The organism is Mesorhizobium sp. CNPSo 4670 (assembly GCF_057784235.1).
Window position 1 is genome coordinate 1 of record NZ_JBWJFQ010000033.1, and the last position, 26,482, is coordinate 26,482.

Annotated in this window: 21 protein-coding genes; 16 read left to right on the plus strand and 5 right to left on the minus strand. The window is 59.7% G+C overall.

The genetic code is table 11. The features are described 5' to 3' along the window. Nucleotides 1–94 precede the first annotated feature (94 nt). From AC0ZT5_RS33285 to AC0ZT5_RS33320, 8 genes are all read left to right on the plus strand, one after another. A protein-coding gene (locus AC0ZT5_RS33285; RefSeq protein WP_488499891.1) for an IS630 family transposase occupies nt 95–1,041 on the plus strand; the annotation gives its coding sequence in 2 pieces (ribosomal slippage) (nt 95–433 and nt 436–1,041; 945 coding nt in all). A gap of 75 nt (nt 1,042–1,116) precedes the next feature. Beyond that, a complete protein-coding gene (locus AC0ZT5_RS33290) occupies nt 1,117–2,685 on the plus strand; it encodes an adenylate/guanylate cyclase domain-containing protein (RefSeq protein ID WP_488499892.1) in 1,569 nt (522 codons plus the stop codon). Between the two features lie 642 nt (nt 2,686–3,327). Then, on the plus strand, nt 3,328–4,284 hold the full coding sequence (locus AC0ZT5_RS33295) for an AraC family transcriptional regulator (protein WP_488499893.1): 957 nt from the start codon (nt 3,328–3,330) through the stop codon (nt 4,282–4,284). A 126-nt stretch (nt 4,285–4,410) separates the two neighbouring features. Beyond that, on the plus strand, nt 4,411–5,118 hold the full coding sequence (locus tag AC0ZT5_RS33300; protein WP_488499894.1) for a nitroreductase family protein: 708 nt from the start codon (nt 4,411–4,413) through the stop codon (nt 5,116–5,118). Nucleotides 5,119–5,152: 34 nt separating this feature from the next. Continuing rightward, nucleotides 5,153–5,698: a carboxymuconolactone decarboxylase family protein gene (locus AC0ZT5_RS33305; protein WP_488499895.1), complete on the plus strand. Its 546-nt coding sequence runs from the start codon at nt 5,153–5,155 to the stop codon at nt 5,696–5,698. A 43-nt stretch (nt 5,699–5,741) separates the two neighbouring features. Beyond that, complete coding sequence (locus tag AC0ZT5_RS33310; protein ID WP_488499896.1) at nt 5,742–6,452, plus strand: FMN-dependent NADH-azoreductase; 711 nt, start codon at nt 5,742–5,744, stop codon at nt 6,450–6,452. Nucleotides 6,453–6,528: 76 nt separating this feature from the next. Next, nucleotides 6,529–7,047 (plus strand): DUF3788 domain-containing protein, encoded by a 519-nt coding sequence (locus tag AC0ZT5_RS33315; protein WP_488499897.1) that lies wholly within the window; start codon nt 6,529–6,531, stop codon nt 7,045–7,047. A gap of 80 nt (nt 7,048–7,127) precedes the next feature. After that, on the plus strand, nt 7,128–8,045 hold the full coding sequence (locus AC0ZT5_RS33320; protein ID WP_488499898.1) for an NADP-dependent oxidoreductase: 918 nt from the start codon (nt 7,128–7,130) through the stop codon (nt 8,043–8,045). A 437-nt stretch (nt 8,046–8,482) separates the two neighbouring features. Here the strand turns inward: AC0ZT5_RS33320 and AC0ZT5_RS33325 are convergent, their stop codons facing one another. After that, nucleotides 8,483–9,430: an AraC family transcriptional regulator gene (locus AC0ZT5_RS33325; RefSeq protein WP_488499899.1), complete on the minus strand. Its 948-nt coding sequence runs from the start codon at nt 9,428–9,430 to the stop codon at nt 8,483–8,485. Between the two features lie 232 nt (nt 9,431–9,662). Between AC0ZT5_RS33325 and AC0ZT5_RS33330 the strand changes: the two genes are divergently transcribed. Then, nucleotides 9,663–10,064 carry an SPW repeat domain-containing protein gene (locus AC0ZT5_RS33330; protein ID WP_488499900.1) on the plus strand — a complete coding sequence of 134 codons (402 nt, stop codon included), beginning with the start codon at nt 9,663–9,665 and terminating at the stop codon, nt 10,062–10,064. A 49-nt stretch (nt 10,065–10,113) separates the two neighbouring features. Here AC0ZT5_RS33330 and AC0ZT5_RS33335 read toward each other — a convergent pair whose 3' ends face one another. Then, on the minus strand, nt 10,114–11,796 hold the full coding sequence (locus AC0ZT5_RS33335) for an adenylate/guanylate cyclase domain-containing protein (RefSeq protein ID WP_488499901.1): 1,683 nt from the start codon (nt 11,794–11,796) through the stop codon (nt 10,114–10,116). Between the two features lie 602 nt (nt 11,797–12,398). Here AC0ZT5_RS33335 and AC0ZT5_RS33340 point away from each other — a divergent pair. The 5 genes from AC0ZT5_RS33340 (at nt 12,399) to AC0ZT5_RS33360 (ending at nt 19,035) form a co-directional block, all read left to right on the plus strand. Then, the gene (locus tag AC0ZT5_RS33340; RefSeq protein WP_488499932.1) at nt 12,399–13,610 is read left to right on the plus strand and encodes a site-specific DNA-methyltransferase; all 1,212 of its coding nucleotides are present in this window, start codon (nt 12,399–12,401) and stop codon (nt 13,608–13,610) included. 36 nt (nt 13,611–13,646) lie between these two features. Next, nucleotides 13,647–14,210, plus strand: coding sequence for a hypothetical protein (locus AC0ZT5_RS33345; RefSeq protein ID WP_488499902.1), 564 nt, complete (start codon nt 13,647–13,649; stop codon nt 14,208–14,210). After that, nucleotides 14,188–16,209, plus strand: coding sequence for a phage terminase large subunit family protein (locus AC0ZT5_RS33350; protein WP_488499903.1), 2,022 nt, complete (start codon nt 14,188–14,190; stop codon nt 16,207–16,209). Before AC0ZT5_RS33345 ends, AC0ZT5_RS33350 begins: the two co-directional genes overlap by 23 nt. 374 nt (nt 16,210–16,583) lie before the next feature. Continuing rightward, entirely contained in the window at nt 16,584–17,054 is a 471-nt protein-coding gene (locus AC0ZT5_RS33355; RefSeq protein WP_488499904.1) for a hypothetical protein, read from the plus strand. A 343-nt stretch (nt 17,055–17,397) separates the two neighbouring features. Next, on the plus strand, nt 17,398–19,035 hold the full coding sequence (locus tag AC0ZT5_RS33360; protein WP_488499905.1) for a hypothetical protein: 1,638 nt from the start codon (nt 17,398–17,400) through the stop codon (nt 19,033–19,035). 609 nt (nt 19,036–19,644) lie between these two features. On the opposite strand, the gene AC0ZT5_RS33365 is transcribed toward AC0ZT5_RS33360, so the two are convergent. Beyond that, nucleotides 19,645–20,775: a glycosyltransferase family 2 protein gene (locus AC0ZT5_RS33365; RefSeq protein ID WP_488499906.1), complete on the minus strand. Its 1,131-nt coding sequence runs from the start codon at nt 20,773–20,775 to the stop codon at nt 19,645–19,647. 431 nt (nt 20,776–21,206) lie between these two features. On the opposite strand from AC0ZT5_RS33365, the gene AC0ZT5_RS33370 reads away from it, so the two are divergent. Together AC0ZT5_RS33370 and AC0ZT5_RS33375 are read left to right on the plus strand one after the other, a co-directional pair. Then, nucleotides 21,207–22,580, plus strand: a complete 1,374-nt coding sequence (locus AC0ZT5_RS33370; RefSeq protein ID WP_488499907.1) for a glycosyl hydrolase — start codon at nt 21,207–21,209, stop codon at nt 22,578–22,580. Nucleotides 22,581–22,888: 308 nt separating this feature from the next. After that, complete coding sequence (locus AC0ZT5_RS33375) at nt 22,889–23,386, plus strand: sulfocyanin-like copper-binding protein (protein WP_488499908.1); 498 nt, start codon at nt 22,889–22,891, stop codon at nt 23,384–23,386. 120 nt (nt 23,387–23,506) lie between these two features. Here the strand turns inward: AC0ZT5_RS33375 and AC0ZT5_RS33380 are convergent, their stop codons facing one another. Then, entirely contained in the window at nt 23,507–23,920 is a 414-nt protein-coding gene (locus AC0ZT5_RS33380; RefSeq protein ID WP_488499909.1) for a thermonuclease family protein, read from the minus strand. Nucleotides 23,921–24,270: 350 nt separating this feature from the next. Then, nucleotides 24,271–26,037 carry an adenylate/guanylate cyclase domain-containing protein gene (locus AC0ZT5_RS33385; RefSeq protein WP_488499910.1) on the minus strand — a complete coding sequence of 589 codons (1,767 nt, stop codon included), beginning with the start codon at nt 26,035–26,037 and terminating at the stop codon, nt 24,271–24,273. Between the last annotated feature and the right edge of the window lie 445 nt (nt 26,038–26,482).

Genomic DNA, 26,482 nt, shown 5'->3' on the forward strand with positions numbered 1-26,482 from the left:
TAGAGCGGGATGAGTTGGGGCTGAATCGACGACGGATTCCCTTAGGCGAGCAAATCTGATTCAACCTTCTTGCTGGGCAAGGAGGCCAGCCAGGATGGGCAAGCCTTATTCGATGGATCTTCGCGAACGGGTTGTTGCGTCGGTTGAGCGGGAGGGCCTGTCGCGGCGGCAGGCTGCAGTGCGCTTTGAGGTTGGGATCAGCACCGTCATCCGCTGGGTAAGCCGCTTGCGCGAGACGAGCAGCCTTGCGCCCGGCAAGATGGGTGGGCACAGGCCAAAGAAGATTGCCGGAGAGCATCGGGACTGGCTGCTGGTGCGCTGCCGGGCTGCTGATTTCACACTGCGCGGTCTTGTGGGCGAACTTGGCGAGCGCGGCCTGAAGGTGGATTACCGGTCGGTGTGGGAGTTCGTCCACGCCGAGAAGCTCAGTCACAAAAAAAGACGCTGATCGCGGCTGAACAGGATCGCCCGGATGTAGCGCACCGGCGGGCACAGTGGGCCAAGTATCAGGACCGCATCGATGCTTCCCGCCTGGTGTTCATCGACGAGACATGGACCAAGACCAACATGGCGCCGCTCAGGGGATGGGCGCCACGCGGCCAAAGGATCAAAGCCAAGGTGCCGCACGGCCATTGGAAGACTATGACCTTCCTGGCGGCGCTACGCCATGATCGCGTCGATGCACCATGGCTCATCGACGGACCGATCAACGGTGAGCGTTTCCAGCTCTATGTCGACAAGGTTCTGGTTCCCACCCTCGAACCCGGCGACATCGTCATCATGGACAATCTCGGTTCGCACAAGGGCAAGGCCGTGCGCCGCGCCATCCGCGCGGCCGGCGCCAGGCTGTTCTTGCTGCCGAAATACTCGCCCGACCTCAACCCGATCGAGAAGCTCTTTGCAAAGCTCAAGCATTGGCTGCGCAAGGCTGCCAAGCGTACCGTCGAAACCCTCTGTGACGCCATCGGCCAAATCCTCGGCACCGTAACTTCAATCGAATGCAGAAATTACTTTATCGAAGCAGGCTATGCCCCAACCTAGATTCATCCCGCTCTAGTTCATCGTGGTCGCGTCGTCAAGCGCACAGGCGACGGGAGCCTCGTCGAGTTCAGCAGCGTGGTGGAAGCAGTGCGCTGCGCGATCGAAGTGCAGAACGCCATGCTTGAGCGCAATGCCGGGGTGCCGGATGATCGCCGCATCGAGTTCCGGATCGGCATTCACTTGGGCGACGTCGTGCAAGAACGCGATGGCGACCTGATGGGCGATGGCGTCAATATCGCCGCACGCCTGGAAGGCATCTGCGAACCTGGCAATATCTGTCTTTCCGAGCAAGCCTATTGGCAGGTAAAGTCAAGGCTCGATATCGCGATCAACGATCGCGGTGAGGTCCAGCTCAAGAACATCGCCGAGCCGGTCCGGGTTTACTCGCTACGGGTCGGCGTTCCCACCAAGGTCAAGCCCGCGGCACCGGCTGAGCACCTTGTGCTGGACAAGCTTTCGCAGCCGCTCGCGCTGCCGGACAAGCCTTCGATTGCCGTGCTGCCCTTCGTCAACATGAGTGGCGATGCCGAGCAGGAATTTTTCACCGACGGGCTGACGGAGGACATCATCACCGATCTGTCGAATGTGTCCGGCTTCTTCGTCATCGCCCGCAACTCTACCTTCGCTTACAAGGGCAAGCCCACCGACGTCCGTCAGATCGCTCGCGATCTGGGCGTCAAATATGTTCTCGAGGGCAGCGCCCGACGATCCGACAAGCGGTTGCGCGTCAATGTGCAGCTAATCAATGCGGCGGAAGGCGGCAATCACATCTGGGCCGAGCGCTTCGACCGCGAAATCGCCGACATCTTTGAAGTTCAGGACGAGGTCACGCGCCGTGTTGTTGAGGCGATTTCCGGCAAGATTGGTGCGAACAATATTTCTGCCCGTTCCAGGCCGTCAAATCTCGAAGCCTATGATCTCTGTGTCCGATCACGGGAAAAATGGACTTTGTCCAAAAATGCCAACGGCGAGGCGCGCTCAGCTTTGGAACGTGCCGTTGCGCTTGATCCAAACTATTGTGAAGGGCACAGCAATCTTGCCCTTGCGCTGTTGTTTGGCTGGGTTGTTTGGTGGGAATCACAGATACCCGATCGCGGAAATGCTTTGGTACACGCGCAACGAGCCGTGGAAATCGACCCCAATGATTCAGGCGCTCGTAGCGCCCTGGGCTATGTTCAACTCTATGAGCGCAACTGGGATGAAGCAATAACGCTATTTGATATCGCAATTCGACTCAATCCTAACAATGTAAATGCTGGTATATGGAAGGCTGAGCTTCTCATCTACTTAGGTAAACCGCAGGACGCCTTGACAGCTTGTGCCGAGGTACTTCGTCTAAATCCCCGCCCACACCATGGGTATCTTTGGATTCTGGGAATGGCGCAATTTGCCGCCGGCCATTACGAAGAAGCTGTTGCGACCTTGAGCCGGGAGGAAACATATGGGACCGGTTCAAGGGAGAACCTGATCGGTGCTCTTGCCCTTGCCGGCCGCGTGCCTGAGGCACGGGAGGAAGCCCGTCTTTATCTTGCGGGTAATCCAAATTGGAGGATCGGTGAGACGGCGGCGAACTCGCCCTTTAGAGATATGAGCACTGCGCAGCTCTTTGTTAATGGCTGGCGTCTGGCGGGCTTGCCAGATTAGGCGGCATGGCAAGGGGGGCGTTTTTGCCATGACATGGCTACTCTCTCGGCCCGTTCCGGACGCGCTCACGCAACGCTTTCTGGCGCTGGTCTGGCTGATCGGCACGTTCACAAGCTTTGCCGGGGCGAGTTGTATAGCACTCGCGCTTGCTTTCCGGCTTAAGAACACACCCGAAGGAAGACCAGCAGCTGATCCGTCACGACGACAAGCTGTCCCACTGTCCCGCGCCCTAGACAGTGGGACAGCCGCGCATCGATGCTGCGGGCTATAAAGGAGGGACGTCTTCTGCGCTGAAGTAAACCAGATTCGCGACGTCATCATCACACACCTCCTCATCATCCCAGATTAAAGGTGTTGCGACGAACGATTGAACCCACCGCCCCATTTCGGTCATTCAAGTCACCTCGGCGATTTCCTGAAAGCTGTCGATGCGCGGAGCGGCGGCCTATCAACGTGCCGACCGCTCCCAATAGCCGAACTTTATGGCGGTGTCTGATACAGGCACCTGTTCCGATCATGGCGCTCGCTGGCTCGCTCACGATCTAGATCCGGTACGGAGCCGGGTTTAGAAACGTGGGCGACGAGTAGAACCAATGCACAAATACGTTAAGATGTTTCACCATTTCCGGTTTTCGAGGTCCAATGTCTGAAGTGGACTGGCTTAGTCATCTCCTGCAAATCATCACCGTTACCGGCCAGCTCGAGGTCCGCTGCGCCTACGGCGCACCGTGGCGCCTTGCCTGGAGCAAGGCTGCCGCGAACGAAATTCCCTACCACGTCATAATTAAGGGCCGGGCCATTTTCGAGGATCCGGAGTCGAAAACGGCGCGGGAGCTGGTGAGCGGAGATATTGTGCTGCTGCCTCACGGCGCGGCGCATGTACTGCACGACGGTAGCGGGCAAACACCAATCCGAACGCACGAAAGCGTGGGCTCTGCCGGATGGATGCTGAGCGAGAACGACGGCCAGGGTGAGCAACTGGATCTGCTGTGTGGGCGATTTTCTATCGCGCCGCCCCATGATCGGCTGATCCGCAACTACCTGCCCACAAATCTGGTGGCGCGGGCAATAGGCGGCCATACGGAAGAAGACATCGGCTCCGCCTCCAACCAACTGGCCAGTCTGGTGAGGCTGATGCGAATGGAGTCCGCCGGGGACAGAGCCGGAGGACGGGCCATTCTCAACGCGCTTTCTTCGGCCCTGTTCACACTGGTACTGCGCGCGGCGAGCCAATCCGGGAAAGCTCCCGAAGGCTTGTTGGCCTTGGCCGGCCATCCGCGCCTTGCTCCAGCCATGGCCGCGATGTTCGCCAATCCGGCACGGCCTTGGAAACTGCCCGAACTGGCCGATTTGTGCGGCATGTCACGTGCCACTTTCATGCGCCAGTTTCAGGACAAGTTGGGTCGCTCTGCCCTCGACTTCTTGACTGATCTGCGTATGAGTCTGGCCGCCAACGAGCTCAGAAAACCGGCGATTAGCACGGAAGCTGTGGCCGAGACCGTTGGGTATCAATCCGTTTCGGCATTCCGGCATGTCTTCACCGAAAGGATAGGGATTACGCCGGGGGAGTGGCGGCGACTGGCGCACAAGGGCGAGTAAAACGCGCGGCCAGGGACACGCGCCAGTTTGATCCTTTCACGCATCATATTGAGCTGATCCAGTCTCGAAATTATCACTCGTCCTCGTAAATTAGGCTCCGTAATCACTTGATAACGGAGCCATCCAATGAACTGCATCAGCCTCGCCACCACCGGACCCGCAACCCGCGTAGCCGCCGAAATCTTCGAGAAGACCGGGACGAGCGAAAACGCTTTCGCGACGAACGCCGTCATCGAAACCATTCTGAGCCGAAGTGCCGCCAAGTATTACGACCCTACTGCCACGCTGAGCGACGACCAGATCCGCGACCTGGTGCGTATCGGCACGTCCGCGCCGACATCCTTCCACCTGCAGAACTGGCGCTTCATCGCCGTACGCTCGCCTGAAGCCAAAGCACGGCTGCGTCCGATCGCCTGGAATCAGCCCGCGATCACCGATGCCGCGGTGACCTTCATCATCATTGGCCAACTGGCCGATGCCAGCACCGTCCCCGACCGTCTGGCGCCCGTGGTGGAAGCCGGCATCATGCCGGCGCACCTGGTGCCGGAATGGGAAATCCCCGCTCGCGGTCTGTATGACAACCAGCCGCAGCGCCAGCGCGACGAAGCCGTGCGCTCCGCGACCTTTGGCGCCGCAGCGATCATCTACGCGGCCCGCTCACTCGGCCTGGGTTCGACGCCGATGATCGGTTTCGACGCCGAGGCGGTGCACAGCGAGTTCGATCTGGCCGAAGGCGAAGTGCCGGTCATGCTGTTGACCGTCGGGCCGGAGCGAGTTGGCAACTGGCCGCAGAAGCCGCGCATGCCGGTGGCTGATGTCCTGGACTTTGCATAATCACTAATCAACTCAGGATCTTATGGAGACTATGATGGCAAGAACTGCCGCTCTCAAGCCGGAACAGGTGCCGGCCGAATCCAAACCGACTCTCGATGCGTTCACCAGGAACATCGGGTTCACCCCAAATATGATGGCAGCTTTCGCGCAGAGCCCGATCGCGTTCAACTCCTGGGCCACCCTGCTCGGATCCCTGAGCAAAGCGCTGGACGTGAAGACACGCGACAGCATCGGCCTCGCCGTCTCCGAAGTGAACGGTTGCAACTATTGCCTAACGGTTCACAGCTTCACGGCCGAACATATGGCCAAGCTGCCGGCCGATGACATCATTCTGGCCCGAAAGGGTCATGCCAAGGACCCGAAGCGAGACGCGGCCGTCCAGTTTGCGCGCAAGGTCATCGAGACCCGAGGGCACGTCAGTGACGCCGATCTGAAAGCTGTCCGCGAAGTTGACTACACCGATGCGAACATCATCGAGATCGTCGCGCTTGTGGCCATGTACTCGCTGACGAACTTCTTCAACAACGTGTTCGATCACGAGAAGGACTTTCCCGCCGTTGCGCCGGCCGGCTCGATCTGAGCTCGGTTCTGTCGCAACCTCGTAAAGCCATAGGAACAATCACATGAATATCCTCCATATTGATGTTAGTCCGCGACAAGAATCGCATAGCCGCCAGCTTTCGGCGGCGATCGTCGAAAGGCTCTTCGAGGTTGCGCCCGGGGCGAGCATTACTCGGCGCGATTTGGGGGCCGATCCGTTGCCCCACACCTTGGCTGACTACGCGGTTGCGCTGTCGTCGCCTGCTACCTTGGCGGCCCCGCCGAAGGGCGCTCTGGATTGTTCCGAGGCGCTTATCCAGGAAGTCGAAGCGGCCGATGTGATCGTCATCGGAACACCCATGCACAACTTCACCATTCCCTCGGTCCTCAAAGCGTGGATCGACCAGATCTTGCGCGTCGGTCGCACGATGAAGTCGACGCCCGCCGGTAAGGTGGGAATGCTTCGGGACCGTCCGGTGTTTATCGGCGTCGCTTCCGGTGGCGTCTTTTCCGGCGAGCGAGCCAACCAACCCGATTTTCTCACGCCGTATCTGACGCTGGCATTTGGCTCGATTGGACTGAAGACCGTGCAATTTCTCCCCCTGCAGGCCACTGCGTTCCTCGACCGGGACAAAGCCGAATTGGCGAGGGGGAAGGCCTTGGCGGCGATCGATCTGACGGCCGTGCGAGAGCTTCAGGGCCTCGGTACTTGGCCCGCAGTACTCGCAAGCACCGGCAGATCGTATCGCGATGTCCGCCCTGCTCTTGGGAGCGTCACGCTAGCAGTTTTCTGAGGGCGCGCTGCAAGCTCCGCAAGCCCGCATCATAACCCTCCGGCCTCCGCCGGACCGTGAACAAGAGGTCTTTCTGATGATTTTACCTGCTAATACGCTTCCCCAAATCGGCGAAAGGATCACCGACAAATCAGCACCACCCGATGACGGCGCCGTCCGCGAATGGATCGGGCCAGAGGCGTTCGAGCACTGGGCTGAGCTGCGGAACTGGATCGATGAATCCTACCCTGGAGTTTTTACGCCAGACTGGCTCTACGGTGGCAAGAACCGCGGTTGGTCCTTGCGCTACAAGAAAACCAAGGCGTTCACCACGTTGGTGCCGGAATACCGGCGACTTTCGGCCGTGGTGGTCATGGGCGGGGCGGAACGAGAGAAGTTTGAGAAGCGGCGTTATGTCTGGCGATCGCAATTGGTCAAGCTCTACGATGAAGCCAAAATATACATCGACGGAAAATGGCTGACGATTGCCATCTCATCGGCAGATGATCTGCATGAAGTGACGGAGCTTCTGACTATGAAGCGCCCGCCAGATGTCTCGTCGGCATCACGCAGCAATTCGACATCAAGGTCGTCGCGGAAGGCGTCGAGCCGATAGCTAACTGCGTGAGAGATCGAAAAGACCTTCCACGCTTGCAATTTACCTTGAACCAACAAATCACTGAGGAGACAATTCCCATGAAAGCGATCGTAGTGACGGACCAGGCTGCAGGAACGGCCGGGATGAAGCTGGTGGAGCGGCCGGAGCCGCAGGCGGCAATAAACGACGTCGTCGTACAGGTTCATGCAGCGGGATTCGTCAACACCGAACTGGATTGGCCTTCGACCTGGGCCGATCGAGCCTTCCGTGACCGGACGCCGTCGATCCTCGGCCATGAGCTGGCCGGAGTGGTCACCGCACTGGGTTACGGCACGACGGGGCTGTCGGTCGGGCAGCGGGTGTTCGGCCTTGCGGATTGGCATCGCGACGGCACGCTCGCGGAGTATGTAGCCATGGAGGCACGCAACCTCACGCCGCTGCCGGGCGATGTCGACTTTACGGTCGGCGCGAGCCTGCCGATCTCGGGCCTGACCGCGTGGCAGGGGCTGTTCCAGCATGGCCGCCTTCAGGCGGGGCAGAGCGTTCTCGCGCATGGCGCGGCCGGTGCCGTCGGTTCGATGGTGGCGCAGCTTGCAAGGGAGGCCGGAGCCTATGTCATCGGCACCGGACGCGCCGCTGACCGCCAGAAGGCGCTCGACTTCGGCGCAAATGAATTCGTCGACCTCGGGAACGACACCCTGGAAGACGTCGGCGCAGTCGATCTGGTGCTCGATGTCATCGGCGGCGATATCCAGAAACGGTCCGCAACGCTGGTCCGGGCCGGCGGAACGCTTGTGACCGTCGTCGGACCAACGGATATTCGACCTGCAGATGGCCTGACGGTTGACTTCGTCGTCGAGGCTGATCGAGCCCAGCTTTTTGAGATAGTTCAGCGGATCCGGGATGGACGACTGCGGACGAATATCGGCAAGGTCTCGACCCTCGACGACGCTGTTGCGACCTTCAACTCGACGGAGCGACGCACGGGGAAGACGGTTATCCGCGTCCGTCCGTGAGGACTCTTGGGAAGAGAGGGCGGTTCCTCTCTCCTCGATTAACATTTACACTAGGCAAGCAACGAGGACATGGGAAGCAGAAGGCGCTTTCACGCTTAGTGAGAGTGCGGCGGCTGGGCTTATTCGACGTTCCGGGCGCGGCGAGACAACGCGGCCCCGAAGATCGCCCGGCGGCTCAATCAGGAAGGCATGGTGAACGACCCAGACTAGATCGCATTGGAGGCTGCTCGCAACATCTTCAGTCTGCCGGGCAAGAATCTGCCGCAGGTAATCGCCAAAATTCAGGTCGAGGTCAGGGCCGCGATTGGCTTTGAACCAGCTCAGCACTGTGAGCCCTTAGATTCCCGTGAATCCAGTGACTTACTCGCGCCGATCGGCGCCCGGACCCCATGCCGATTAACAGTGAAGACCTGTCCTGCCCGATCGGTGAGGGCCAACTATTCTGATCCGGCCCTTGTCGCGACCCGAGCCTCGCGCTGCGCCGTTGGCGGCTCGCCGAACTTTTGCCGGAAGGCGCGGGTGAAAGCGGCAGCGGACGCGTAGCCGCTGCGCCGTGCTACCTCTCGAACGCTGAGCCGGGACTGGGTTAGCAGAGCCTGTGCCCGCTGCAGGCGCCAATTCGTCAGATAGCCCAACGGACCGTCGCCGATCATCTCCTTGAAACGTTCGGCGAACTGCGTTCGCGACATTCCGACCTCCAGGGCAAGCGAGGCGACAGTCCAATTCTGCTCGCTGCGCCGATGGATCGTTTGAATCGCCTTGCCGATCTGCGGATCCTGGAATGCGGACAGAATCTGCCTCAACGCTGGCGACTGCTCACCACTCGCGCGGATCGTCTCGATAAAGATGATCTCTGACAGCCTGAGGATCGTCGCGATCGCGCCAGGCCCCTCCGAAAACACGCGGCGCACGATCAAGCGCAGCATTTCATCGAGCCAGGGATTCTTGGCGCGCGTGACCGGCGTAATCAGAAAGTATTCCGGGAACGCCTGAATCAGAGGATGGTCAGCCTTCTCGATGAAGTTGAAGTGTCCGCAGACCATTCGGGTCGTGGCGGAGGGGTCGCCCCCGCTACAAACCAGTACACCCTCCCCGTTGTATCCGGCCTGCTCCAGGACCGTCTCGAGGGGCGGTGCGTCGCGGCCCGGCGCGTCTGCCAGGACGTGTGCCTGTCCGTGCGGGATCATCAACAGGTCGCCGGTGTTGAGGACGATGTCTGCGCCTGAGGCCAACCGGATATGGCACCGTCCCTCGATCACGAGGTGAAAGCGTGCCGCGCGTGCGAAGGCGGGTACCGCGACGGCCCAGGGGGCTGAGAATTCCGTGCGGAAGTAAAAGCTGCCCCGGAGCGACAGCGTCTCGAAAATGTCGCTTAGAACGTCCATGGGCGCGCGGCGCCTCCCTGCTCGTCTTCGTTCAAAACGACATGTTCGTCGATCGTCTGTCAAGCGAAACAGGCTTGAATGATGCAGATCATCCGAAAGACTATGCCTCTGGTTCGCATTCATTGCGTCGATCTTGCCAGATCGTCCTGACCTCACTCATAACCAGAGCGAGGCCGTGGCCGCCAATAGTGGCGTGCGCCGTATCGAGCAACCAAGGACGTAGGAGTCACCGATGTCGTTCCGCTTCATCACCAAGTCTATCCACGCCTACCTAATCGATTATCCCGTCGCGATCGTCTTGATCGCAGCGCCGTTCGTGCTGAAGCTCGGCCAGAACGGACCAGGCGCAATGTGGCTCTCGGTTGTTGCCGGTGTCGCGGCGTTACTCTTGGCCGCCCTGACCGATCATCCCACCGGGCTCGTCCGCATCATTCCCTACTGGCTTCACCTGTGGGTCGATCGCGCCGTCGGCGTGGTGTTTGTCATCGCCCCGTTTGCCTTCAAATTCTCCGGGTTCGACGCCTGGTACTACTGGGTCCTCGCTGCCGCTGTCCTGCTCACGACGTCAGTCTTTTACGCGCCTGAGGAGCCAGTCGGGACGCGTTCGGGATTGGACAGGCGCACAGCGGGTTGAAGGCGGCGATGCCGGCGTCGAGGGTCAAGACGTTGCCGATGTTCGTCCGTCAGAACTCGGGGAGGGCGAGCATTGAATGTCCGCAATCGCTTCTTGCGCGCCGGAAGCCGCTATTCCGCTTCCGGCCCGTCGTGGCCTCTTCACGCGCTTCCTCTAACCTGCCGAGCCGCGCCAGGATCGACACCAAATTAACCCTGGATTCGGTTCGATATGTTGCATCATTCCTCAGAGTCTTCACTGCTTCCTCATACCTACCGGCAGCGGATTGGGCACCTCCGAGTAACCAGAAATACCAGCTCGGCGGGCGCGGATTCAGGCGCAATGCCTTCTCTATGCAGGCAATGGCCTCTACTCCGCGACCTTCATAGGTCTTCAGGTCCCCGAAGTTTGCCCAAGCATCGGCATCGTTCGGGTTGAGCCGCAGCGAAATCTCGTACTCTTTGGCAGACTCATCCCATTGGCGCTCAAGGAGAAGTATGAACGCGAGCACCCAATGCGTGCCAGAATTTTCGGGATCGAGTTCAATCGCCTTTCTTGCCGACGCCATAGACTGTTGACGAAGGGGATTCATCGGATAGTTCCTAAAGACCCAGGCCTCGCACTGACTGATCGCCAACCAGCGATAGGCATCCGCGTAGTTGGGATCGAGCGCGATGGCCCGCTCGAACAAGGGAATGGCCGCAACGCCCGCCTCCGTGGAGTGTGCCCATTCAGCCCGCCCCCGTAGATAGAGATCATAGGCCCCCAGGTTCGTTGGCCGATAACGTTCCTTCAGGTTTGCCGCGGCCAACTTGCCGGCGAGCCCCTCCACAATCTTTCCGACGACTTCGTCTTGTGCCGCGAAGATATCGGCAAGGTCCCGGTCGAAGCGATCCGCCCAGATGTGCCCACCGGCGGGTGCATCGATGAGCTGGGCATTGATCCGCACACGGTCCGCCACCCGTCGGGCGCTACCCTCCAGTACATATTTCACCCCCAGTTCGCGAGCGATCTGGCGGGTGTCTACCGATCTGCCCTTATAGGCAAAGGACGAGTTCCGGGCGATGACGAAGAGCTCAGGCACTTTGGAGAGGTCCGTAATCAGATCCTCCGTCAATCCATCGACGAAATACGCCTGCTCGGCGTCAGCACTCATATTCACAAAGGGGAGGACGACTATTGACGGCTTGACGGGAAGAGAAAGTTCAATGGCGGAGACTACCGCTGCGGCTCCATCCTTGCCCGCGAGCCGATAGATTTGGATCGGTCGATCGATGTTTTTGAGAGTCTGCGGGCCCAACGAAACGAATGAATGTGGCAGCTTGCCGTTGATCTGCTCGAAGACACTTCCCGAGATGCACAATCCCCCGGGCTCCGACAGACTCTCGAGCCGAGCCGCGACGTTGACTCCCTCGCCGTAGAGATCGCTACCCTCCACCATCACATCGCCGAGATTAATTCCTGCACGCAATACAATGCGTCGGTCCCCGGCCACATCTGCATTCGCGATATCCATAGCTTTCTGCAATTCGACAGCGCAGTCTACGGCGTTGACTGCGCTTCCGAACTCTATTAGCGCGCCATCTCCGATCAGTTTGATGATGCGACCGTGATGTTTGGAGATCATTGGCTGAAGGATCTCTCGACGCCGAGATTTGAGCGTAGCCAAGGTACCTACCTCGTCGCGCTCCGTGAGGCGGCTATAGATGGCCAGAATGGCAGCAAGGCGGCGTTGAACGCGTTCTTCGGACATCGCAGAGGGGTGCTCTCACTGCGGCAAATTGTATTTACATCCCGAGGAGGAGTCGATCCGCCTGATTTTCCGCTGTGGGTCCATTCATGTCTGGTTGGGGAAAATCCTGGACATGGCGGTTTGCTCTTGAAGGTGTCGGCCGGATGGCGCGATCAGCACTGTTTGTCGCCTGCCTGGAACTGCGAGCGAAAACCTGCGCAAACAAAGGAACTGGCGCGAAACAATGTCATGATTCCAAATGGTTGGCGTCTCTGCTAGACTCTCTTTATTGACAAGGGCGGGGCAACCTGAGGGACGCAACGGGTCCTTCCGGGGCGGTGAAGCCATGCAGGGGGGCGCAGCGCTGAGGATCGCCAGCGTCAGGCATATTTTTTTGGGAAGCGACCCGGAGTCCAGTCTACAGCCCGTCCGCGTAAGCCTTTGATCAAGCGTACAGAGTTGAAACTGCCGCTGGCCTCTGTTGGACTCCGGGGTCCAGTCCGGATCCAGATGGAGTCTACCGCAGGATCCAGCAGAGGGTCCGGAAGCCACATCATCTTCGAGGAGACCGCATGCCTGTCCAGTTCGCACCGGAAGCCATCGAGCACTAGCCGATCGAGCGGCTGAGGCCGTATGCCGGGAACGCCAAGACGCATGCGCCGGATCAGGTGGCTAAGATCGCAGGCAGCATGGCGGAGTTCGGCTGGACGGTGCCGGTGCTGGTGTCCGCCGAAGGCGAGGTGATCGCCGGGCATGGCCGCATCCTGGCTGCGGGGGAACTGGGCCTGCCAGAGGTGCCGGTGATCATCCTCGATCATCTGAGCGAAGCGCAGCGGCGGGCTTACCGCATTGCCGACAACAAGCTGACGGAACTGGGCGGGTGGGATGATGCCCTGCTCTCTCAGGAGCTTCACGCGCTGAATGGCGACGGCTTCGACTTGAGCCTCACCGGGCTCGACGAGGCGGAACTCGACCGGCTGATAGGCGAGCTTCGCGACGAGACCGAAGGCGCTGCGGGTGAGGATGAGATTCCTGAACCTCCGGTCGATCCGGTCACCCGCCCCGGCGACCTATGGGTGCTTGGAAGGCACCGTCTGCTGTGCGGCGATGCGACGGTCGCTGGGGATGTGGAACGGCTGCTCTCGGGTGCCGTGCCGCATCTCATGATCACCGATCCACCGTTCGGGGTGAACTATGATCCTTCCTGGCGGAAGGAAGCTGGCGTGTCGACCACCAGCCGCACCGGCAAGGTCGCCAACGATGACCGTGCGGACTGGCGCGAGGCATGGTCGCTGTTTCCCGGTGATGTGGCTTATGTCTGGCATGCCGGTGTTCATGCCTCGACGGTGGCCGACAGCCTGGTTGCTTCCGGCTTCGGCATCCGCTCCCAGATCATCTGGGCCAAGCCCCGCCTGGTGCTGAGCCGTGGCCATTATCACTGGCAGCATGAGCCGTGCTGGTACGCGGTCAGGGAGGGGGCGACCGGGCACTGGCAGGGAGCGCGCGACCAGACCACCATCTGGATGATCGGCAACGGCGACCAGGGTGAAGACGACGCCACGGTCCACGGGACGCAGAAGCCGGTCGAATGCATGAGGCGGCCGATGCTGAACAACAGCGCCAAGGGTTCGTCGGTCTATGAGCCCTTCTCCGGCAGCGGCACCACCATCATTGCCGCCGAGACCACCGGCCGTTCCTGCTTCGCGATGGAGCTCGATCCTCGCTACTGCGATGTCGCGGTAGAGAGATGGCAGAACTTCACGGGCGGCAAGGCGATTCTTGAGGGCACTGGTCTCGACGTCGCCGACGTTCATTGCGGCCGATCCGCGGCCTGACCTTCGTTTGGCCAGGCATAAGCAAGAGAGGCCACCATGCAGGGGATGAGCGAGCGCCAGTATGCCGCCCATGCCGGAGTCTCCCGCGGCGCCATACAGAAGGCCAGGATTGCCGGTCGGCTGGTGCTGTTTGAGGATGGCTCGATTAATCGAGCAGAGTCCGACGCGCGCCGGGCAGCTCTGACCGATCCTTCAAAGCAGAGGCGCTCCCTGCCCCGGACCAAACTGAAGGCCGTGCCCGAGGAGGCGCTGTCGGCCGTTGGCGAGACGTTGCGCGAACAGGGGCTTTCGGCGCCCGTCGTGGGAGGCTCGACCACTTTCCTGCAGGCAAAGACAGCCAACGAGGTGTTGAAGGCGCAGGAGCGCCGGCTGAAGCTTCAGAAGCTGAAGGGCGAGCTTGTTTCGCTCGATCGCGCCAAGACCCTGCTGTTCCGGCTGGCGCGGGAGGAACGCGACGCCTGGGTGAACTGGCCCGGACGCGTCGCGGCGATCCTTTCGGCCGAACTGGGCGTCGATGCCGCCGTCATGCACCAGCTTCTCGAGAGCCAGGTGAGAGCTCATCTGGGGGAACTGGCCGATGTCCGCACTGACTTCCGATGAGGTTCTGGAAGAAGGCCTGTTCCACTTCGAAGGCGTTGATGAACTGAAGTCCTCCTGGCGCGAGGGCCGGCGCCCAGACCCGTTCATGACGGTATCGGGATGGGCCGACCGGCACCGCATGCTGGCGGCAAGAGCTTCCGCCGAGCCCGGCCGCTACCGAACCAGCCGCACGCCATACATGCGCGAGATCATGGACGCCTTGTCGCCCGGCTCTCCGGTGCAGCGGGTCGTGTTCATGAAGGCCGCCCAGGTCGGCGCAACGGAGGCCGGCAACAACTGGATCGGCTTCATCATCCACGAGGCGCCGGGACCGATGCTGGCCGTGCAGCCGACAGTCGAGCTTGCCAAGCGCAACTCGCGTCATCGCATCGATCCGCTGATCGAGGAGAGCCCTGCCCTGCGCGACCGGGTGAAGCCGGCCCGCTCGCGCGATGCCGGCAACACGATGCTGTCGAAGGAGTTCAACGGTGGCATCCTGATCATGACCGGTGCGAACTCGGCAGTCGGTCTGCGCTCGACGCCGGCGCGCTATATCTTCCTCGACGAGGTCGATGCCTATCCCGCCTCCGCCGACGACGAGGGCGATCCTGTTACCCTTGCAGAAGCACGCTCGCTGACCTTCTCGCATCGCAGGAAGGTGTTTTTGGCCTCGACCCCAACCATTCGCGGACTATCGCGCATCGAGCGGGAGTATGAGGCGTCCGACCAGCGCCGCTACCATATCCCCTGCCCCGAATGCGGCGTCATGCAGTGGCTGAAGTTCGAGCGGCTGCGCTGGGACAAGGGCAAGCCCGAGACCGCCTGTTATCACTGCGAGGCGTGTGACGTCACGATCGGCGAGCACAGCAAGACTGCCATGCTGCAGGAAGGGGAATGGCGTGCGAGCGCAACTGCAGCCGATCCTGCCACGGCAGGCTTCCACCTTTCGGCTCTCTATTCACCGGCCGGCTGGCTCTCGTGGCAAGCGATCGCTCGCGCCTTCGAGGCGGCCCAAGGGTCGGACGAGTCGCTTAAAGCCTTTCGCAACACCGTTCTCGGCGAGACCTGGGTCGAGACCGGCGAGGCGCCGGATTGGCAGCGCCTGCATGACCGGCGCGAGCAATGGCAAGCAGGCAGCGTTCCTGCCGGTGGCCTGTTCCTCACCGCCGGCGCCGACATCCAGAAGGACCGCATTGAGGTCGACGTCTGGGCATGGGGCCGCGGTCTGGAAAGCTGGCTGGTCGAACATGTCGTGCTGGACGGAGGCCCCGGAGACGAAGCCTGCTGGAAGGCGCTCGACGAGGTGCTCGGCCGCAGCTGGCAAAGCGCGTCCGGCAAGACGATGCGGATCTTGCGGCTAGCGATCGACACCGGCTACGAGGCGCCGGCCGTCTATGCCTGGGCGCGCAGAGCGGGCTCGGCCCATGTCGCTCCGGTCAAGGGCGTCGAAAACTTCAATCGGGCAAGCCCCGTCACTGGCCCCACCTTTGTTGATGCGACCTCGCACGGCAAGCGCCTGCGGCGCGGTGCAAAGCTGTGGACCGTCGCTGGCTCCACCTTCAAGGCCGAGACCTATCGCTTCCTTCGCCTGCCCCGGCCCACAGACGAGGAGCTGGAGGCTGGGGCCAGACACGCGCCAGGAACTGTCCATCTCCCCTCCTGGGTGGACAGCGAGTGGTGCAAGCAGTTCGTCGCTGAGCAGCTGGTCACGGTGCGCACCAGGCGCGGCTTCTCACGCCTGGAATGGCAGAAGCTTCGCGAACGCAACGAAGCTCTCGACTGCCGTGTCTATGCCCGCGCCGCAGCCTGGATCATCGGTGCCGACCGTTGGCCGGAATCGACCTGGCGCGACCTCGAGGCGCAGTACGGGAGGAATGTTGCTGCCCTGGAGCCGACGACGCCAGCCGCACCCACGCCGCCGTCATTGAACTTAGGCTCGAACGCTCAAACAACGAGTTCGCAAAGCCGGCACCTCACGCGCAGGACAAGGCGGGTTCGCCTGAGCCGCTGGATGGAGTGACATCAACGAGGTATCTCGCCTTACCAGTCTGGCTTGGCAATCGCCTTGAACAATCGCGGCGTGCGCATAGCGCGAAATGCGCGGTGGCAGGTTAACGTCCGTAACGTTCTCGCGCGCCAATCTACTACGATTGGACCATAAGAAGCCTGGCACGCAATAAACAGGCGCGGGGCGTCGCACATTTCAGCTATACCATCTGGCTCAGCCAGACCCCCAAGAGTTGCGGAGGATGGCAAGGTGCTCAAACAATGAAAAGGCGTGCGCATCTGTTTTCAGATCCGGTCGGCTGAATATTTTCACAAGCATTGTGATTAGCGAGTGGCCGCTAGGGGCTAGAAAGCGTATTGGGTGTGCTCGGCAAGAGGGGGAAATTCGTGAAGGTCGTATTTGCACTTTGTAGTACTGCGTTCATCGCTTCCGGGTGCGCAGGGACCAGCGTTGTTCAGACGTCAGGTAATACCGCCATCGTGACCGCCCGTGCAGCGCCTGTTTGTGGTGGTGTAGGCGCCGAGAAAGTCGCCGTCAGAGAAGCCGCCATTGAGACGATCAAATCCGGGTTCGACAAATACATCATCTACGATGCTGCAGCTCAAAACACGGTCACTACTACGCAGATGCCGGGGACGTCCACGACAATGGGCACTATCAACGGCGGAATGCTGAATGCGACAACCACCTATCATCCCGGGCCAACGATCTATTCGGGTCACCATTCCCAAGCTTTCGCCATAAAGATGTTCAAGGCTAGTGACCTGGCTGGCGCCAATGGTGTCGATGCTAGGACCACGCTCGGTCCAGAGTGGCCGAAATTGATCAAGCAAGGCTCATTGACGACCTGCACGTGACATCGACCCGAACCTTCACAAATCCGCGATTGTCGATTTCGACAGTGCCAGGAGCGGGCTCAAGGCATGTCGTCGGAAGAGCCTGGCTGGGATTGTCATTGTATTAGCGCTAGCGCATATTGGCCCTGCAAGCGGCCTGCTGCTACGCCCCGTCTGTATCGGCGGCGAAAGCGTTAGGCAGCGGCTGATCGAAGCCACCGGCGGCAAGATCGAACTGTTCTCGGAATTTCTCGATCTGTCGCGTTTTCGGGATGCGGCGCATCTTGGTCGCCTCGCCCGTTATCTCAGTGAGAAATACGCGACGGCAAAATAGTCTGATCCGCGATCACGGGGGGATGGACTGATGGTCCAGCAGCTTTCCTCACTCTATTGGCTCTACAGGGGATTTTCCTACCTTATTGCCATTGTCGTCCTTGGCTTGGTGTATTGGCAATCGCCGATGCCGGCTGACGGGGCCGAATGGGCTGACGACTCGCAGCGGTCGAGGCGGGTCTGGTATCTATTCCCGGCGGTGCCAATCGGGTTGGCGCTAGCCCACTTCGCCCTCTACCTCGCCTCGCCCAACTTCGCCGACTACGGCGAACCCGTCATGCCGCTGCTCGGTGGCAATCTGCTGAATGGGGGGACTGTCTACTCCGACTGGCGTGGCGGTCATGCCATCGTCGGCAGCAACTATGGTCCCTACGTGTTCATCGTCCAGGCAGTTGCCATGGCCTGGCACCCCAGCATCCTGATGTCGAAGCTCGTCGGCATTCTCTTCGCGCTGGCTGCCTTGTGTCTGCTTTATCTGACTGTTCGTCGTCATGTGTCGGCCTCGTATGCGTTGACGACGTGCGCATTGATGGTCGTCCTCCTCGCATTCCAGCTCCACTACTGGTTCTGGAACCGGCCCGACGCGATGCTTATCGCGCTCGTTGCGCTCGGCCTCCTGCTGTACGATCGCATCAGGCCGGAGACCTGCCTCATGTGGCTTGGGCTTCTCGCCGGCTTGGCGGTGAACCTGAAATTGTTCGGAGCGATCTATCTCATCCCGATCGCGCTCGCCGCGTTGGTGGCGTCGACATGGTCGATGCGCCTCGCCGCTGCAGTCGCGGCTGGCGGCGCATTGATGTTGGTGGCAATCGGCCTTCCGTTCTTGATCCCGTCTGTCGACTTCCAGAATTACCTTCGGAATATCCTCATGATGCCGATGCAAGGCGTGGATGCCCTCGCAATATTTCAATCCTGTCTCTACGGATGTTTGTTGCTTGCCCCGCCGGCAGCGCTTCTTTTCCGCACCCAGAGTTCGTTTCAAGGCCGTGTGATGGCCATCTCCCTGGTGGTATCGATGGCTCTGGTGGCCTTGTTGTCTAGCAAGCCGGGCGGCGGACCACCGTACATGATGCCGTTTGCCCCGCTGTCTCTCTACCTGACTGCTCGTCTTTGGGGGGGCACTGCCCGGCAGAAGCGTATGCACGCCACGCACCTTCAGTGGGCGATCTTGAGTGTCCTCTTGGTTTGTGTGCTGCCGATTTGGGCATACAGCTGGCTGCAAATGGGCAAGCGGGTCCTTGCGGCGCCCGAAGAGCGAGCGAAGCTCGCCGAATTGCGCGGGTTCTTTCTAACGTTTCCGGGTGCCGAAATGGGCCATGGGCTTGGCCCGGGCGACTCTCGTGACGAGTATTATCGGGTCCAGAAGGCATTCCTGGGGCAGGTCGCTCGCTTCGACTATGTCAACTATGCCGACCAGCGTGGTGCCGGACTGACGGTCGCGGTCATTTATCCGCTATTCGAGAATTGCGGCGTGCCGCGCTGGATCCTGGCGCGGAGCGGTGGCGAGTTCGATGGATCTGGCTACGGCCAACCACTTTTTGACGATACGGTCCGGAGCCTCTTCCAACGGAACTACAAACTGTCCCATCAGGGCCAGTATTATGACGTATGGAGCTGCAACGTGCAGCAAAGAGACCGGGCGGAGTGTGCTTCGGGATTGTGCGGGTGAGCCGCGTCTGTCCGCTCGCGGAAAAACAAGGCGAAACGGCCGAGTCGCGTGTTTTGCCGTCCGACCCGACCCATGTTGCAGCGCCCTCCGACGCCAAGGTCGAGGTGATGCAGGACGACACCGGCTCGTTCCTGCACATCCGCTCGAGCGCCTGCGGTTCGTCGCCTTCGATGTCGGCCAGGGGCTTGGAAAAGCTCGCCGGCAAGCATGCCGTGCTCGCATCGTCGCCCGCTCGGAAGAGGGCAAGGAAACGCAGTTCTCGGTCAATTTCGGCGAGACTCGGCGATTGCGGGCGAAAGCGCTGCGCCGTCGGCCCATGAGCGCAACGAATATCTGTTCGACGTGCAGTTCCCCGACAAGCACCCGGTGCACCATCGCCGTCAATTCCGACTTCGACAACCAGGGCATCGGGATGGGGCCCTGTCTTTTGTTCGAGCATGATCTTTTCCGAAAACCGGATTCCACTTTTCGGGATTATGCTCTAGCTGTCGAAGCGCTTTTGGGCGGACCGACTATCTCGAGTAGTGTCGGAAGTGATAGAGGCCTGGGCCGTGCACGTCAGATCGGGGCTGGTCCCAGCGGCATTTAGATGAGCTTGGTGCCGACCGCCTACTTCGTCCTCCACGTAAAGATCGAGCTCAGAGCATAGTTCCACACAGCCCCGACGAGGATGCCGGCCATGCCGGCGAGCCACCAACTGTTATCCCTGGTGAAAATGACCTGGGCGATGCCAACGTTTGCGACCGCCCCCACTGAACAGACCAGATAGAAGCTGAGGAGGCCGAGCAGGAGGGGGCTAATGCCCTTCAACTGCTTGTCTCGATAGGTAAGAGTATTGTTGACGAAGAAATTGAACGTCATCGCGATGATCGTGGCGATTGACTGAGCCCACAGGAACGTCGTGCCGCCGGTCAACATCAGCGTCGAGAGCGTCGCCATGTGCACCACGACGCCGAGCCCCCCGATGGCGGCAAACATCACAAATCTCACGGGAACCCAGCGTCCGACGAGCTTGTCGAGCAGAAGGTTGACGTATTCGAGGACGACCAGCGCGTCGAGTTTGCTTTCGCCGTGCTGCCGTTCGCGAAACATATAGGGTAGCTCTGTCGTCCGCGGTGGCGTTGGGGACGAGGCGACGATATCTAGAAGAATCTTGTACCCTTGGTTCGATAGATTGCGAACGGCGCGGTCGAACGCATCTCGCCGTATCATGAAGAAGCCGCTCATCGGGTCGGTCAGCGGGATCTTGAGGATCACCTGCGACAGGGTCGTGGCGATGCGGCTGACGGCTTGCCGCGATTCTGCCCATTCGCCCATGTCACCCTCACGCAAGTAGCGCGAGCCTACCACGAGGTCACACCTCTCGGCCTCGAGGGCCTCCAGCATCGGTCCCAACAAGCGCTCGTCATGCTGAAGGTCGGCGTCGATGACGGCCACATATGGCGCCGACGTGCTCAAAATACCTTCCACAACGGCCGATGACAGACCACGGCGTCCGAGCCGCTGAACCACCCGGACACGCGAATCCGTTCGGCAGATGCGCCTTACCAAGTCTGCGGTTCCATCAGTTGAATCGTCGTCGACGAAGACGGCTTCCCACTCGATGTCGGGCAATGCCGTCTCTATCAGATCAAGGAGTTGCTCCACGTTGTCCCGTTCGTTGAATGTCGGGATGATGATCGACACGTCCGCCACCACGGGCGCTGTGGCGTTTCTTTCTGAAAGCGGGACATGGAGCATGGCGCGCACCCCTCGCAAATGAGAACGATAGGGTTTGCGGCATTCGAAAAACAAGTAAGGCATTTGAAGAGGCTCAGCCGTGTGGCTTAGCCGACGTGGCGGAGTATTCCCTCAAAAGGCGTGACCTCTATATCGGGCAGTCGCGGCCTCCACAACCATCGCTGGAGCTAGGGGGGGCATGGCGCTGTGCAAGGCACCGGCCACATATCAAACGCCGTTGTCAGGCCGTTTGTCGGGGCGACAGCCATTGCTAACTGATCGCACGTCGTCTCGGTCGCTATTTGCCTGTCCTCATATGGTCTGGTCTAGGTTGGCCCCGTGTGATGAAATAGTCTTAGGTTTCCGAGTATGCGGCCGCGAATTGATCGCTCGCCAAGGCGGGCGATGCGCCATGGCGAGATGTGGGTTAGAGAGGGTTGGAGTCCCAGGCGATGATGATCACCCCTTCCAAAATGCTTCGCTCCCTCGTCGGCGCATGGGTGGCACTGGCTGTGGTGTCCATATCACCTCGCCATTCATTTGCAGCGCCCAAAACCGCCGTTGCGACGAACGACTTTCTCAATAGCATCGGCGTCGTTACCACATTCCCCGATCGAGGCCAGCCTTTGGCTAGGACTGTCGAAATGGTTCGCTATTGCGGCTTTCGATGGGTAAGGGCGGGAATAGAAGGTCTGAGCGACAAGGGCCCCACAACCATCCAAACCTTTCTAGATCTACATCGCGAAACCGGCGTGCGCCTGAGTTGGGGATTGGTCAGTGGTGGGACTGATGTGAAGAGGTTGGTCGAAACAGGTAAGGTGCTTGCTGAAGCTGGCGCGCTACTCGCGTTCGAGGGCGACAACGAGCCGAACAACTGGGGTGTCACCTATCTGGGCGAGAAAGGCGGCGGTGGGGAGCCTTCATGGATGGCGGTCGCAAAGCTTCAGCGCGATCTTTACCAGGCTGTCAAAAGTGATCCGGTGCTTGCGACGTATCCTGTCTGGTCGATCTCCGAACCCGGCGCGCAGCGAGACAACGTTGGCCTTCAGTTCCTTACGATCCCACCCGGCGCCCGAACCAAGATGCCGGACGGCACAACGTATGCCGACTACGCCAATGTGCACAACTACATCTATCACTCACATTCGCCGTATCCAGCGGACAACAAGACGTGGCACGCTGCTGATCCAACCGCGGCATCCAAAGTGGACGGGCTTTTCGGCAACTTCGGCGTCACGTGGGCGAGAGGGTTTCGGGGTTACACCCAGGAGCAACTCAATACGCTGCCGCGTGTCACGACCGAGACCGGGACCACGATCGGAGGTCCGGTCACGGAGCAAATGCACGGCTTGAATTTGATGAGCTTGTACCTCGCGCAGTATAAGCGCGGCTACGCCTATACATCGGTCTATCTGTTGCGGGACCGTACCGACGAAGACGGCAACCAATCTTTCGGCTTCTATAAGGCTGATTATTCACGCCGCTTGGCCGCGATCTACCTTCACAACCTTACGACGATTTTGGCGGACAAAGGTACCCTCGCCAAACCCGGCCAACTCGACTTCACGATCGCAGGCCAACCCGAGACCGTTCACGATCTACTTCTCCAGCACAGCGACGGCACGTTCCAACTTATTGTGTGGGGCGAACGGTTGAGCGGTCAAGATCGTGTGACGGTCCATTTTGGCGAGACGCGCGCGTTGGTAAGAACCTACGATCCAACAATTGGCGTTGAGCCTGTCGGAACACTGAGCAACGTGCGTTCGGTCGAAATTACGCTCAGTGACCATCCGATTATCATCGCACTTTCACCCCGCATGCAATGATGGAGCCGTCTGCCTGAGGATTGTGTCAGCGGCGGTAGCAGAATTCTGTTTCTGGAAGTTCTCCCCGATCTCCTTCGCAATGGCCAAAGCCTTCGCCCTGTCCTTAGTGGTCACCACCGTGCGCCAATGCGGCCTGTCGAACACGCTTACTATGCAGGTTCTTACAGGCTTGTCGCGTAGGCGTTCGGCCTTGTGATGCCGCGCCGGCGCGTGTTTTGATTTAGCGCAAGGACGGTGGGGGTCAGCCGGGAGCAGGGATAGTGGCTGGGATGTTGGAGCGCTCCTGCTGCCGTCCTGAGGAGATTGTCATGAAATCCATATCGAGGAGAGCAGTGCTCGGGCTTGCTGCCGCAATGCTCATGGCCGGCAGTGCCGGCGCCGTCAAGGCTGCTGCGATTGTCCAGGTCTCCCTGTGGGACAAGGGCGCGAGTACGGAGATGCCGATGGGTCTCGTTTATGCGGCGCCGGGCATTGATCTCGCCAAGGCGACCATGGGGATCAAGGCTTCCCCGGGTGCGGTGAAGGCCGGCGAGGTTACCTTCGAAGTGATCAATGACTCCAAGGACACGATCCACGAAATGATCGTGATGTACCTTGCCGCGCCCGGCAAGCTGCTTCCTTACCTTGAGGCCGAGAACCGGGTCGACGAAGACAAGTCCGGAGATAAGGGCGAGGTGTCGGAACTCGATCCCGGCAAATCAGGCACATTGACCGTCGATCTGAAGGCTGGAAAATACCTGCTTATCTGCAACGTGCCGGGTCACTATGGAGCTGGCATGTGGACCGAATTCACAGTCGAACCATAAGAATGAGCGCCTCTTCACCTGAGTCGTGATCTCCTCGATCTGCGCCTTGACGCCGATCTCCTTGGCCATAGCCCGTGCCTTGGAGGAGCGTATATGTCAGCGCACTGGGGCGATGGGCAGCTATTGGCGTCCACCCCGTCTATATTCGCCGGGATCCATAAAGTTCCCTGCCCACAAGTTACGTTTGGCAATGCGGGCTTCGCGTTCTTCGGCAAGGTATCGAGGCGCTTGTTTGTCGACCACCGCCAATCCGTGTTTCACCAGGTCGCGTCCCAGATCGATGCCTCCCACGAAGCAGACGCCGACTTCGTTGTCATAGCGGTCCTTGCCTTCGATGGTGCAGGATACATCCCCGGAGGCAATGAGATGGCGAATGTGGTCACGCGCATACCTGCCGCAGGGCCAGATCTTGTCAGCGGCATCAAAACACGCCTGCGAAAGTTCGGGGGCATCGATACCAAGCAACTGAACTCGTTTCTTGTCATGCCACAGCGTGTCGCCGTCATGAGCAAACCAATGCTCTGCTGCGGACACGGTGCCACACGTGAGCAAGAAGGCGAGAGCGAGGGTCAACCTACACATCGGTCATCCGCTTCCCCTGCTGAGAGCCCGCGCCACTTGCGGTAGGCGCGGGCCGATCGGTAGCCGGTGAAAGATCCCGATCTTAAGGCAGTGATGGGGTGAGCATCACTTGCCGCAAGCAAAAATAGTTAGAGATTGCTAATGTTCCGTCAAGCCGGTTTGGTTCGATCAAGGGCCGGACTCTAATCGCAGCTGGATGACAGTTCAGGGGCAGGTCACCTGCCGAATTGCCCTTTCTAGCGCCGTTCTGCGCTATGGAACGGCAACGCGGGAAATTCCGCGCTGAACGTTCGTCCTCCGCTTTAGCCGTAAACATCCACACCGGCTTTGCGAAACCCCTCGAGCCACAGTTCACGGTCTTCGGCCAGCGCGCACATGCCTGCACAATTGCGGGCGAATGCCGGAATATCGAAACCTGTCGGTGCCTCGCCTAGAATTGCTTTTGCCTCATCGATCCTCCCCAGTTGGGAAAGGCACATCAACTGAAGCAATCTTACATAGAAAGGTGCGCCGTTAACTGTTTTGTAGGTCTTAAGGGCTCCTTCAAAGTCACGCATTAGATACTGTACGTCTGCCAAGAGAACCGTCCATCCCGGCGGTGCGCGTGGCTCAGCTTGATGTACACGTTCAATTATTTCCCGTGCGCGATTGCGTTCGCCTGCGAAGGCGAGAACTAGTGCGCGTGTGACGGCCGTGGAGATGTCACGCGGATTGATTAAACTTGCACTATCAGAGTATCGTCTTGCATTGTCTCCATCACCGAGCATTAGGTACGCAGCTGCTACCTGTTCAAGCACATAGGCGTCTGTCTTGTCGGCAGCGATAGCTCTTTCAGCGTATCCGCGAGATAGTTCGGCGTTTTTCATATGAGTGTCACGTGCGGATCCGCTGAATCGTCTATAGCCATAGAGGTCACTCAACAGGGCCAACGCTCTCGCATATTGAGGATCAATTTTGATCGCCTGATTCAGGCAGCTTATAGCATCCTCCTCATCGCCATTTCTCGAAGCCTGCCTGCCGCGCAACCACAAACTATAAGCCGTGGTGCTTGTCGTCGGATTTCGCTGACGAGCTTTGCTTGCTGCTTCATCCAGATTGAAAAAAAGCCGACCAAGAATAGCATCAACGATCTCGTCCTGAACTTGAAATATGTCGTCAATTTTCCGATCGAATTTTTCTGCGAACGCATGAGTCCCGGTTTGAACGTCAATGAGTTGAACTGTAGCACGGACCCTGTTGCCGGCCTGCCGAATGCTTCCCTCGATCACAAAATCAGCCCGAAGCTTGCGGCCTATCTCCGCCACGTTTACGGACCGATCCTTAAACAGAGCTGTCGTGTTACGTGCAATCACCGACAGATGTTGATAGTGGGAAAGCTCCGTGATTATGTCCTCGGTTATTCCATCCGAGAAATAGTCTTGTGCTGGGTCGCCAGACATATTTGCGAACGGCAATACCGCCACCGTCGTACGCTCGTTGCCCCTTAAAAATTGGGCTTCTTGGACTCCTTCTGCGTCGCTGGGCCTGATGCGATAGGCGCGAATAGTCCGAGATATATTCTTGAGGGAGCTTTCTCCAATATCCTCGATTGAAATCTCGAGCTTTCCTTGAATCGCGTCGTACATTTGGCCCGAAATGCAAATACCTCCCGGCTCGGACAGGGTTTCAAGCCGAGCGGCGATGTTAACACCGTCACCGTAGACATCCGACTCGTCCTCTATGATGTCGCCTAGGTTAATGCCTATCCGCAATCTGATCCGGTTAGCGTCTGCTAGCGTTTCATTTGCCTTGGCCATGCGGAGCTGAAGGTCAAGTGCACAACTCACCGCATTTACTGCGCTAGCAAATTCGGCCAGGATTCCGTCGCCCATGAACTTGACAATTCGACCTGCGTGCTCTCGAACGGCCGGCACCACGATCTCCCTTCGCCGTTCCTTGATCACATCAAAAGTGCCGAGCTCATCCGCCTCCATGAGGCGGGAGTAACCAACCACGTCGGCCACTAGGATGGCAGCCAAACGGCGCTGCGCAGCAGTCCCAACCACGCCGACCAACCTCTTCGTTCCCATCACCCCTAACCAGTCTACAACACGGCGCAAATGTCTGCCAGAAACTTGCCTCAAGACGGTCGAGCAGGTTTTTGGCGCGCGTGGTTCGCCCTGGACGCCGGAGACAGCGACCCTGGCGTGCGATCAGCTAACAATTGCCGTTGTCGCCCCGACAAACGCCCGACAGCGGCGTTTTATCCGTGGCCGGTGTTTGCGAGCCACCATGCTCCCCACGCCGCGACATGGCCCTGCCTCGTACTTGCTGGCAGCAGCACGTTCCTCAGCTTCATGAAGATCTTCGCCCGCCATTGCAGCGGTTCCGCGCCATAACTTTGCGGCGGTGCTGGAACGATCGAGTCCACTGTTGCCGGGTCCGGTCGCCACGGCGCCGCCCTCCCTGGGCCTGCCCTCGTCCGGGGGAAGTGCCGGCAGACTAATAGCTAAGGGGGGACCTCCTTCAGCCGGC